Annotated in this window: 9 protein-coding genes and 1 pseudogene; 7 read left to right on the forward strand and 3 right to left on the reverse strand. The window is 70.8% G+C overall.

Annotated elements, in window-relative coordinates; translation table 11 throughout:
- The first annotated feature begins 58 nt into the window (after positions 1–58).
- From pknB to ACJA3G_RS19830, 3 genes are all read left to right on the forward strand, one after another.
- Positions 59–2,035: a Stk1 family PASTA domain-containing Ser/Thr kinase gene (gene pknB / locus ACJA3G_RS19820; protein ID WP_406554357.1), complete on the forward strand. Its 1,977-nt coding sequence runs from the start codon at positions 59–61 to the stop codon at positions 2,033–2,035.
- Positions 2,036–2,043: 8 nt separating this feature from the next.
- On the forward strand, positions 2,044–2,895 hold the full coding sequence (locus ACJA3G_RS19825; protein ID WP_406554358.1) for a deoxyribonuclease IV: 852 nt from the start codon (positions 2,044–2,046) through the stop codon (positions 2,893–2,895).
- 91 nt (positions 2,896–2,986) lie between these two features.
- Positions 2,987–3,535, forward strand: a complete 549-nt coding sequence (locus tag ACJA3G_RS19830) for a DUF4396 domain-containing protein (protein WP_406554359.1) — start codon at positions 2,987–2,989, stop codon at positions 3,533–3,535.
- Positions 3,536–3,564: 29 nt separating this feature from the next.
- Here the strand turns inward: ACJA3G_RS19830 and ACJA3G_RS19835 are convergent, their stop codons facing one another.
- The gene (locus ACJA3G_RS19835) at positions 3,565–4,197 is read right to left on the reverse strand and encodes a sulfite oxidase-like oxidoreductase (RefSeq protein WP_358836181.1); all 633 of its coding nucleotides are present in this window, start codon (positions 4,195–4,197) and stop codon (positions 3,565–3,567) included.
- Between the two features lie 154 nt (positions 4,198–4,351).
- Here ACJA3G_RS19835 and bfr point away from each other — a divergent pair, with 154 nt between their 5' ends.
- Positions 4,352–4,831, forward strand: coding sequence for a bacterioferritin (bfr, locus tag ACJA3G_RS19840; protein WP_188274092.1), 480 nt, complete (start codon positions 4,352–4,354; stop codon positions 4,829–4,831).
- A gap of 2 nt (positions 4,832–4,833) precedes the next feature.
- Here the strand turns inward: bfr and ACJA3G_RS19845 are convergent, their stop codons facing one another.
- Together ACJA3G_RS19845 and ACJA3G_RS19850 are read right to left on the reverse strand one after the other, a co-directional pair.
- Positions 4,834–5,088, reverse strand: a complete 255-nt coding sequence (locus tag ACJA3G_RS19845) for a bacterioferritin-associated ferredoxin (RefSeq protein WP_406554360.1) — start codon at positions 5,086–5,088, stop codon at positions 4,834–4,836.
- A 167-nt stretch (positions 5,089–5,255) separates the two neighbouring features.
- The gene (locus ACJA3G_RS19850; protein WP_406554361.1) at positions 5,256–6,593 is read right to left on the reverse strand and encodes a class II 3-deoxy-7-phosphoheptulonate synthase; all 1,338 of its coding nucleotides are present in this window, start codon (positions 6,591–6,593) and stop codon (positions 5,256–5,258) included.
- A 153-nt stretch (positions 6,594–6,746) separates the two neighbouring features.
- On the opposite strand from ACJA3G_RS19850, the gene ACJA3G_RS19855 reads away from it, so the two are divergent.
- The 3 genes and pseudogenes from ACJA3G_RS19855 to ACJA3G_RS19865 all read left to right on the forward strand — a co-directional run.
- Positions 6,747–9,572: an N-acetylmuramoyl-L-alanine amidase gene (locus ACJA3G_RS19855; RefSeq protein ID WP_406554362.1), complete on the forward strand. Its 2,826-nt coding sequence runs from the start codon at positions 6,747–6,749 to the stop codon at positions 9,570–9,572.
- Between the two features lie 95 nt (positions 9,573–9,667).
- Positions 9,668–9,724: a trp operon leader peptide gene (locus ACJA3G_RS19860; RefSeq protein WP_358836186.1), complete on the forward strand. Its 57-nt coding sequence runs from the start codon at positions 9,668–9,670 to the stop codon at positions 9,722–9,724.
- 96 nt (positions 9,725–9,820) lie between these two features.
- Positions 9,821–10,448: pseudogene (locus tag ACJA3G_RS19865) on the forward strand (phenazine-specific anthranilate synthase component I); the annotation flags it as partial.

Raw genomic sequence — 10,448 nt, forward strand, 5'->3', positions numbered from 1 at the left:
CGCCCCGGTACCACCCGGGACGGCAGGGCTGTCCGAGGCCGCTCGTAGACTCTGCTGCGTGGATACGACCCTTCAGGACCCGCTCGTCGGGCAGGTGCTCGACGGCCGCTACCGCGTCGAGGCGCGCATCGCCGTCGGCGGTATGGCCACGGTCTACCGGGCCGTCGACACCCGGCTCGACCGGGTGCTCGCCCTCAAGGTGATGCACCCCGCCCTCGCCGCCGACGGCTCGTTCGTGGAGCGGTTCATCCGCGAGGCCAAGTCCGTCGCCCGGCTCGCCCACCCCAATGTGGTCGGCGTCTTCGACCAGGGCACCGACGGCGGATACGTCTACCTGGCGATGGAGTACGTGGCGGGCTGCACCCTGCGCGACGTGCTGCGCGAGCGCGGCGCCCTCCAGCCCCGGGCCGCCCTCGACATCCTGGAGCCGGTCCTCGCCGCCCTCGGCGCGGCCCACCGGGCCGGCTTCGTCCACCGGGACATGAAGCCGGAAAACATCCTGATAGGGGACGACGGCCGGGTCAAGGTCGCCGACTTCGGCCTGGTCAGGGCCGTGGACACGGTCACCAGCACCACCGGCGACGTCCTCGGCACCGTCTCCTACCTGGCGCCCGAGCAGATCGAGCAGGGCACCGCCGACACCCGCGCCGACGTCTACGCGTGCGGTGTCGTGCTGTACGAGATGCTCACCGGCGCCAAACCGCACTCCGGCGAGAACGCCGCCCAGATCCTCTACGCCCACCTCCACGAGGGCGTGCCGGCCCCGTCCGCCGTCGTGCCCGGCCTCGCCATGGAGCTGGACGAGCTGGTGGCGTCGGCCACCGCCCGCCACCCCGACGCGCGGCCGTACGACGCGGTGGGCCTGCTGGCGCAGACCCGCGCGGCCCGCGCCGCGCTCACCGACGAGCAGCTGGACGCGGCGCCCCCGCAGGCCCTGCCGACGGCCGGGGGCACCGGCTCCGAGGACCGTACGAGCGTCATACCGCGCGCGGCGGCGACCCCGCCCAGGGGCACCGCGCCCACGGCGGGCGCCGCCCCGCTCCCGGCCGAGCAGGACCACGTCAACCGCACCAGCCGGCTCACCATGCCGCCGCCCGGGCCCGCCCCGGCACGCGCGCGCGGCGGCCGGACGCGCCTCGTCCTGAACGGCCGGCGCGGCCTGATCGCCGTGATCGCCGCCGTGCTGCTGGTCCTGGGGGTCGGCGCCGGGGTCTGGTACATCAACTCCGGCCAGTTCACGCACGTCCCCGCCGTCATCGGGCAGAGCGAGAGCGCCGCCAAGAAGCGGCTGGAGGACGCGGGTCTTTCGGTGAAGAAGGTCGACCGCCGCCACAGCGACACCGTCAAGCGCGGCACGGTCATCGAGACGGACCCGGAGACCGGCGCGCGCGTGCGGGGCAACGCCTCGGTGACCGTGGTCCTCTCCAGCGGCCCCGAGATGGTCAAGGTCCCGGACGTCGGCGGCAAGTCGCTGGACGACGCCAAGAAGGCCCTGACCGACGCCGGGCTGACGCCGGGCGCGGTCACCGAGCAGTTCGACGAGGACACCGACCAGGGCTCGGTCGTCAGCACCGAGCCGTCCGCCGGTGCCTCGCGCCGCGCGGACTCCGCCGTCGCCCTCGTCGTCAGCAAGGGCGCCCCCGTCGAGACCCCCGGCGTCGTCGGGGACTCGGTGGAGGACGCCACCTCGGCGCTGAAGGACGCGGGGCTGGAGGTGACCGTCGCGCCCGAGCAGGTCAACTCGCCGCAGGAGGCGGGCAGTGTCGCCGCCCAGTCCGCGGCGGAGGGCTCGCGCCTCGCCAAGGGCGACACGGTCACGCTCACCGTCTCCAAGGGCCCCCGGATGGTCACCGTGCCCAAGGTGACCGGCGAGAAGAGCGACGACGCCAAGAAGGACCTGGAGAAGGCGGGCTTCAAGGTCAAGGTCGACCACGGCTTCCCGTTCCTCAGCGACGAGATCGCCAGCCAGTCCGTCGAGGCCGGCTCCCAGGCGCCCGAGGGCTCCACCATCACCATCAAGACCAAGGGACTCTGAACCACCCCATGCGCAACCCCATCGGCGGCCACGTCCCCGTGGCCGGCGGCCTCGCCACGACCGGCCTCGCCTACGCGCGCGACATCGGCGCCGAGACCGTCCAGGTCTTCGTCGCCAACCCGCGCGGCTGGGCGACACCGCCCGGCAACCCCGCCCAGGACGAGAAGTTCCGCGCGGAGTGCGCCGCCGCGGGCATCTCCGCGTACGTCCACGCCCCCTATCTGATCAACTTCGGCTCGCACACCGAGGCGACCGCCGAGAGGTCGGTGGAGTCGCTGCGGCACTCGCTGCGCCGGGGCCGTGCGATCGGCGCGCTCGGCGTGGTCGTGCACACCGGCTCGGCGACCGGCGGCAGGCCGCGCGCCGAGGCGCTGGCGCAGGTACGGGAGAGGCTGCTGCCGCTCCTGGACGAGCTCACCCACGACGACGACCCGTTCCTGCTGCTGGAGTCGACGGCCGGGCAGGGCGCCTCGCTGTGCTCGCGGACCTGGGACTTCGGTCCGTACTTCGAGGCGCTCGACGCCCACCCCCGGCTCGGCGTCTGCCTGGACACCTGCCACATCCACGCCGCCGGGCACGACCTGGCCGCGCCCGGCGGCGCGGCGCAGACCCTGGACCTGCTGGTGGAGACCGTCGGCGAAGGACGGCTGAAGCTGATCCACGCCAACGACTCCAAGGAGGGCGTCGACTCGCACCTGGACCGGCACGTGAACATCGGGGCGGGCCACATAGGCGCCGAGCCGTTCCGCGAGCTGCTCGCGCACCCGGCGACCGAGGGCGTACCGCTGGTCATCGAGACGCCCGGCGGGAAGGAGGGACAGGCGGCGGACGTGGCGCTGCTGAAGTCCCTGAGGATCTGATCTTCCCTCCCGAGGCGCCTTGAGGAATACCCCTGGGGGGTATACCGTTCTTGTCATCGACAGGAACGGTCATCCGGCGTTGGGGGAAGTCATGCAGCACGAGGCGCACACGCACACCGAGCACGGCCACCACGAGCACCACGAGCACCACGAGCACCAGCAGCACGGCGACGCGCACGCCCACCACGGCCACGGCGGCGGCAAGGTCAGCTGGTCGATGGCCGCCCAGGCCACCCTGCACTGCCTCACCGGCTGCGCCATCGGCGAAGTGCTCGGCATGATCGTGGGCACCGCGTTCGGCTGGGGCAACATGCCGACGATGGTGCTGGCCATCGTGCTGGCGTTCTTCTTCGGCTACTCGCTCACCCTGCGCGGCATCACCCGCGCCGGCGTCGACTTCCGTACCGCCTTCAAGGTCGCGCTCGCCGCGGACACCCTCTCCATCGCGGTCATGGAGCTGATCGACAACGGGGTGATCGCCCTCTGGCCGGCCGCCATGGACGCGACGCTCTCGGACGCGCTGTTCTGGGGCTCGCTGGTGGTCTCGCTGGCGCTCGCCTTCGTGATCACCACACCGGTCAACAAGTGGATGATCGGGCGCGGCAAGGGCCACGCGGTGGTGCACCAGTACCACCACTGATCACCGCACGCACCGCACGCACCAGGGAATCAGAGCTCGGGGCCGTCCCCGGGCTCTTCCTGGTACGAGTAGCGCTGCTCCCGCCAGGGGTCTCCGACGTTGTGGTAGCCCCGCTCCTCCCAGAAACCCCGCCGGTCCGCCGTCATGTACTCGATGCCGCGGACCCACTTCGGGCCCTTCCAGGCGTACAGATGCGGGACGACCAGCCGTACCGGGAAACCGTGCTCGGCGGTCAGCAGGTCACCGCCCTTGTGGGTGGCGAAGACCGTACGGTCGGAGAGGAAGTCGGCGAGGCGCAGATTGGAGCTGAAGCCGTACTCCGCCCAGACCATCACATGGGTGACATCCGGGGCGGGCGGCGCGAGTTCGGCGACCGTGCGCGCGAGGACTCCGCCCCATTCGGCCCCCAGCATCGAGAACTTCGTGACACAGTGAAGATCCGCGACGACCGTGGCGAAGGGCAGGGCCGTGAACTCCTCGTGGTTCCAGCAGTGCTTGTCGCCGTCGGCGGTGGCCCCGAAGACCCGGAACTCCCACCGCTCCGGCTTGAACCGGGGCACCGGACCGTAGTGGGTGACCGGCCAGCCGCGCTGGAGCCGCTGCCCCGGGGGAAGCTCCGACTGCGCTGCTCCCCGTTGCTCCGGGCGTTCCGGCTGACCCATGACTCCATGGTGACAGACGGCGAGGGGTGGTCATGACCAGCGGCGCCCCGATTCGGGCAACTCCTACTAAGCGTGTACTTACTGGACGCTCCCCGCACGCGGTGCGAGGATGCGCGCGAATCTGCCCCTCACCCGTGTGGAAGGAGCCTCTGCGATGCAGGGCGACCCCGAGGTCATCGAGTTCCTGAACGAGCAGCTGACCGCCGAGCTCACCGCGATCAACCAGTACTTCCTGCACGCGAAGATGCAGGAGAACTTCGGCTGGACGAAGCTCGCCAAGTACACGCGCCATGAGTCGTTCGACGAGATGAAGCACGCGGAGGTGCTGACCGACCGGATCCTGTTCCTGGACGGGCTGCCCAACTACCAGCGGCTCTTCCACGTCCGGGTCGGGCAGACGGTCACCGAGATGTTCCAGGCGGACCGGCAGGTGGAGGTCGAGGCGATCGACCGCCTCAAGCGCGGGATCGAGGTCATGCGGGCCAAGGGGGACATCACCTCGGCGAACATCTTCGAGTCGATCCTGGCGGACGAGGAGCACCACATCGACTACCTCGACACCCAGCTCGAACTGGTCGAGAAGCTCGGTGAGGCGCTGTACATCGCGCAGCTCATCGAGCAGCCGGAGAGCTAGAGCTACGCGGCGTCGACGAGCCCGGCGTCGACGAGCTCGGGGTCGGCGGCGAGGACCGCGCCGGACCCGCCCTTCTCCAGCAGCTCCCGGCGGGGGCAGGCGCCGCGGCCGAGCAGACCCTGGATGGTGCGCACACAGGAGCCGCAGTCCGTGCCGGCCTTGGTGACCGAGGCGATCTGGCGCGGGGTGCAGGCGCCCTGGGCCGCGTGCTGCTCGACCTGCTTGTCGGTGATGCCGAAGCAAGAGCAGACGTACACGCGGGTCACCTCCCTGGCAGGAACGGTCCGGCAGCCATCCCCTATTCGGTGAGGCTTACCTAACCGTACCTGCTGTCCGGGAGGACGAAAAGCCCCGGATACGCCCGTGGGGCGCGGATCACAGATCCGCGCCCCACGGCTCGTAGGAACCTACTGATCCCGGTACCTCACTGGTCGCGGTACATCTCGGCGACCAGGAAGGCCAGGTCCAGGGACTGGCTGCGGTTGAGGCGGGGGTCGCAGGCCGTCTCGTAGCGCTGGTGCAGATCGTCGACGAAGATCTCGTCGCCGCCGCCCACGCACTCGGTGACGTCGTCACCGGTGAGCTCGACGTGGATACCGCCCGGGTGGGTGCCCAGGCCCTTGTGGACCTCGAAGAAGCCCTTGACCTCGTCGAGCACGTCGTCGAAGCGGCGGGTCTTGTGGCCGGAGGCCGCCTCGAAGGTGTTGCCGTGCATCGGGTCGGTCACCCAGGCGACGACCGCGCCGGAGGCGGTGACCTTCTCCACCAGCTCGGGCAGCTTGTCGCGGACCTTGTCGGCGCCCATACGGACGATGAAGGTCAGCCGGCCCGGCTCGCGGTCCGGGTCGAGCCGGTCCACGTAGGTGAGCGCCTCGTCGACCGAGGTCGTCGGGCCGAGCTTGATCCCGATCGGGTTGCTGATGCGGGAGGCGAACTCGATGTGCGCGTGGTCGAGCTGCCGGGTGCGCTCGCCGACCCAGACCATGTGGCCGGAGGTGTCGTAGAGCTTGCCGGTGCGCGAGTCGGTCCGGGTCAGCGCCGACTCGTAGTCGAGCAGCAGCGCCTCGTGCGAGGCGTAGAACTCGACGGCCTTGAACTCGGCCGGGTCGGTGCCGCACGCCTTCATGAAGTTCAGCGCGTTGTCGATCTCGCGGGCCAGCTGCTCGTAGCGCTGGCCGGACGGGGACTGCTTGACGAAGTCCTGGTTCCAGGCGTGCACCTGGCGCAGATCGGCGTAGCCGCCGGTGGTGAAGGCGCGGACCAGGTTGAGCGTCGAGGCGGAGGCGTTGTACATCCGCTTCAGGCGCTCGGGGTCCGGCACGCGCGCGGCCTCGGTGAAGTCGAAGCCGTTGACCGAGTCGCCCCGGTAGGTCGGCAGGGTCACGCCGTCGCGGGTCTCGGTGCCCTTGGAGCGCGGCTTGGAGTACTGTCCGGCGATCCGGCCGACCTTGACGACGGGCACGGAGGCGGCGTACGTCAGCACGGCGCTCATCTGGAGGAGGGTCTTGAGCTTGGCCCTGATGTGATCGGCGGACACTCCGTCGAACGCCTCGGCGCAGTCACCGCCCTGGAGCAGGAACGCCTCGCCCTTGGCGACGGCCCCCATCCGGGCGCGCAGCTGGTCGCACTCGCCCGCGAAGACGAGCGGCGGATACGACTCGAGGTCCGCGATCACATCGCGCAGAGCCTCGGCATCGGGGTACTCGGGCTGCTGCGCCGCGGGAAGGTCACGCCAGGTGTTTACGTTCACGGTCACCCCCATTACCTTACGGGGTCGGCCAAGCCGTCCATACGCCCGCCCACCTGATGAGACACGCGGGCGGCCCGCCCGGTGACGGGACCCGGCCGGGTGCCTGCTAGCCTCTGCGCGTTTCAGAAGTGCTTCAGAAATCAACAGAGCCAGCAGGGGTGGGCGTTGAAGCGGACACACCGCAGAGACCGCAAGAAGAAGCTGATCGCCTACGGGGTGAGCACGGCTGTCGTCGCCGGTGCGGCGATCACCGGTCTGGCGGTGGCCGCCCCCGGCCCCGCCACCGCGAACACCAGGCCGGCCGGTCCGGCCGACGCGCTCCAGGCCCGGTTCGCCGACGCCGCGCGTGAGTTCCATGTGCCGCAGAGCGTGCTGATGGCGGTCTCGTACCGGCAGACGCTGTGGGAGAGCCACGACGGGCAGCCCTCCACGACCGGCGCGTACAACGTCATGGGCCTGACCCGGGTGACGGCGGACGACGTCGAGCAGCCCACGGACGCCGAGCGGCTGTCGCACCTCAACATGAGCGGCGACCCGACGGTCATGAAGCACTTCGACGCCAAGCGCGCCCTGAAGAAGGCGCCGAAGGCCGTCGACACGAGCGATCCCCGGCTGCACACGCTGGACGAGGCCGCCAAGCTGATCGACAAGCCGGTGGACGCGGTCCGCGAGGACGAGAACCAGTCCGTCCGCGCGGGCGCGGCCCTGCTCGCGAAGTACCAGAAGGACGCGACGGGCTCGCTGCCCGAGGACGCGGGCAAATGGTACGCGGCGGTCGCCCGCTACAGCCAGGCGCCGGACACCAAGGGCGCGTCGCTGTTCGCGAAGCGGGTGTACGAGTCGATCAGGACGGGCGAGGCCCGGGTGACCGCGGACGGCCAGCAGCTCGCCCTGCCGGCCGACCCGAGGGTGAAGCCGGTCAGGCCGGAGACGATGTCGCCGGCGGCGTTCAACGCGACGACCGACCGGACGCCGGAGTGCCCGGCGGGGCTGAACTGCGACTTCCGCCCGGCGGCGTACAAGCAGAACAGCTCCACGCCGGACGACTTCGGCAACTACAACGAGTCGAACCGCCCCTCGAACGGCGAGGACATCCGTTCCATCGTCATCCACGACACCGAGGGCGGCTACGACGGGTCCCTGAGGACCTTCCAGGACCCCGCGTCGTACGCCAGCGCGCACTACATGGTCCGTGCCTCCGACGGTCTGGTCACCCAGCTGGTGGCGACCAAGGACGAGGCCTGGCACGCGGCCAACAAGACGATGAACATGCACTCGATCGGCATCGAGCACGAGGGCTATGCCATCAAGGACAACGCCACGTGGTACACCGAGCCTCAGTACGAGTCCTCGGCCGCGCTGGTGAAGTACCTGGCGAACCGGTTCTCCATCCCGCTCGACCGTGAGCACATCGTCGGCCACGACGAGGTGCCGGGCGTGCTGGACACCAATGTGAAGTCCCAGCACTGGGACCCGGGCCCGTACTGGGACTGGAACCACTACATGAACCTGGTCGGCGCGCCCAGCGGCGACCAGGGCGCGGGCGGCCCGCTCAAGGCCGGCCAGCTGGTCCGGGTGGTCCCGCCGTTCACCTCGGCCAACCAGCCCACGGTGACGTACAACGGCAGCACGTACAGCCGTCCGGCGAACTTCGGCTACCTGTACCAGACGCCTTCCACGTCGGGTTCGGCGCTGACCGACGCCTACCTCGGCACCCAGACCGCGACCGAGGGCCCGAACTGGTCCAACAAGGTCGTCGCCGGTGGCGAGTACGTCGTCGCCGAGGCGCAGACCGACTGGACCGCGATCTGGTACGGCGGCCAGAAGGCCTGGTTCTACAACCCCGGCGGCAGGTTCACCGCCCCGGTGGGCAAGACCGGTCAGCCGGTCCTCAAGCCCAAGGCGGGGGCCGCGTCCATCCCGGTGTACGGGCGCGCCTACCCGGAGGACTCGGCCTACGCCGGGACCAACGTCCCGGTCCAGGCCAACAACTCGGCCTCGCTGACCAAGTACTCGATCCCGGCCGGTCAGGCCTACGTCCAGGCGGGCCCGGCGCAGCTGGGCGACTACTGGTTCGCCGGTACGTTCGCGGGCACCGGCACCGGTGACCGCACCCTGGTCCAGGGCAAGACCAACGCGTTCTACCCGATCCGGTACAACCACCGGATGGCGTGGGTGAAGGCCTCCGACGTCGACCAGGCGACCAGCACCGCCCCCGACGCGGGCACCACCCGCTACAACCTGCTCGGCCGGGACTCCTCCGGTGTGCTGTGGCAGTACCAGGGCACCGGCAGCGCCTCGACGCCGTTCTACGGGCGGTACCAGGTCGGCGGCGGTTGGCAGGGGTACAACACCGTCTCCGCGATGACCGCGCTGCGCGCGGACGGCACCGGCGACATGGTGGCCCGCGACGGCACCGGCACGCTCTGGTACTACCAGGGCAGCGGCAACCCGGACGCGCCCTTCAAGGGGCGGCTCAAGGTCGGCGGCGGCTGGCAGACGTACAACTTCCTGACCGGCGCCCGTGACCTCAACGGGGACGGGAAGGCCGATCTGATCGCCCGCGACGGCACCGGCGTGCTCTGGTACTACCAGGGCACCGGCACCCCGGCGGCGCCCTTCGCCGCGCGCGTGAAGATAGGCGGCGGCTGGCAGGGCTACAACGCGATGGTCTCCACCGGCGACCTCAACCGGGACGGCAGGGCCGACCTGGTGGCCCGGGACGGCTCGGGCGTCCTCTGGTACTACAAGGGCACCGGCACGCCGACGGCCCCGTACGCCCCGCGCGTCCAGATCGGCGGCGGCTGGCAGGGCTACAACGCCCTGCTCGGCCCGAGCGACCTGAACGGCGACGGCCTGCCGGACCTGGTGGCCCGCGACTCCTCGGGTGTGCTCTGGTACTACAAGGGCACCGGCAGCGCGACCGGCGCGCCGTTCGCCGCGCGCGTCCAGGTGGGCGGCGGCTGGCAGATGTTCAACCTGCTGGTCTGAGCAGAATCGATTCAGCCTGGCCCGTCCGTCCCTTTGATTCCAAGGGGCGGACGGGCCTTCGCGCATCCCGCGCCTCTTCCGCTAGGGTGCGGGGCATGTTCGCGCACCCGAACCAGAACTGGTGGTGGACCGCTCATCCGGCGGCCCACTGATCGCGCGTACTCCTGACCACGCGAAGGCCGCCCGAGGGGCGGCCTTTTCTGTTTCCCGCGGCCGTTCCTCCTCCCGCAGCACCGGAAGGAACCCGCATGTCCCGCACCGCGCAGACACCCGCACACACACAGACACCCGCGTCCACGCACGCGCTTCTCGCCAGACTCCTCGACGACGACTGCCCGCCCTTCGCGCTGATCCGGCGCCGTACGCCCGGCCGCGACCACGWCGTGGTCGAGCTGCTGATCGGCGGCGTACGGGAGGTGGAGCGGCTCGCCGACATCCCGTGCGGGGAGCGGCCCTCCCTCGCCCTGGTCCCGTTCCGGCAGATCCGCGAGCGCGGCTTCGACGTACGCGACGACGGCACACCGCTCTCGGTCCTGGAGGCCGACGAGACGTACGAACTGCCGCTGGAGGAGGTCCTGGCGGCGCTGCCCCGGCACGAGGTGGCGGTCGAGGGCGGGGGCTTCGACGTCGGGGACGAGGAGTACGCCCGGATCGTGCGGCGGGTCATCGAGGACGAGATCGGCCGGGGCGAGGGCGCGAACTTCGTCATCCGGCGCACCTACACGGGCGAGATCCCCGGCTTCGGCCGGGCGGACGCGCTGGCGCTGTTCCGCCGGCTGCTGGCGGGCGAGCGGGGGGCGTACTGGACGTTCGTCGTCCACACCGGAAGTGGAAGAGGGCCCGAAGGGCCTTCCCCTTCCTCGGAAGGGCGGGGGC

The organism is Streptomyces sp. YS-3 (assembly GCF_045257485.1).
In the GTDB taxonomy this organism is placed as follows: domain Bacteria; phylum Actinomycetota; class Actinomycetes; order Streptomycetales; family Streptomycetaceae; genus Streptomyces.

What these genes read in the sequence shown, in the direction of transcription:
- ACJA3G_RS19825 (WP_406554358.1), top strand. Translation starts at nt 2,044, where the DNA reads ATGCGCAACCCCATCGGCGGCCACGTCCCCGTGGCCGGCGGCCTCGCC.
- ACJA3G_RS19830 (WP_406554359.1), top strand. Translation starts at nt 2,987, where the DNA reads ATGCAGCACGAGGCGCACACGCACACCGAGCACGGCCACCACGAGCAC.
- ACJA3G_RS19835 (WP_358836181.1), bottom strand. Translation starts at nt 4,197, where the DNA reads ATGGGTCAGCCGGAACGCCCGGAGCAACGGGGAGCAGCGCAGTCGGAG.
- bfr (WP_188274092.1), top strand. Translation starts at nt 4,352, where the DNA reads ATGCAGGGCGACCCCGAGGTCATCGAGTTCCTGAACGAGCAGCTGACC.
- ACJA3G_RS19850 (WP_406554361.1), bottom strand. Translation starts at nt 6,593, where the DNA reads ATGGGGGTGACCGTGAACGTAAACACCTGGCGTGACCTTCCCGCGGCG.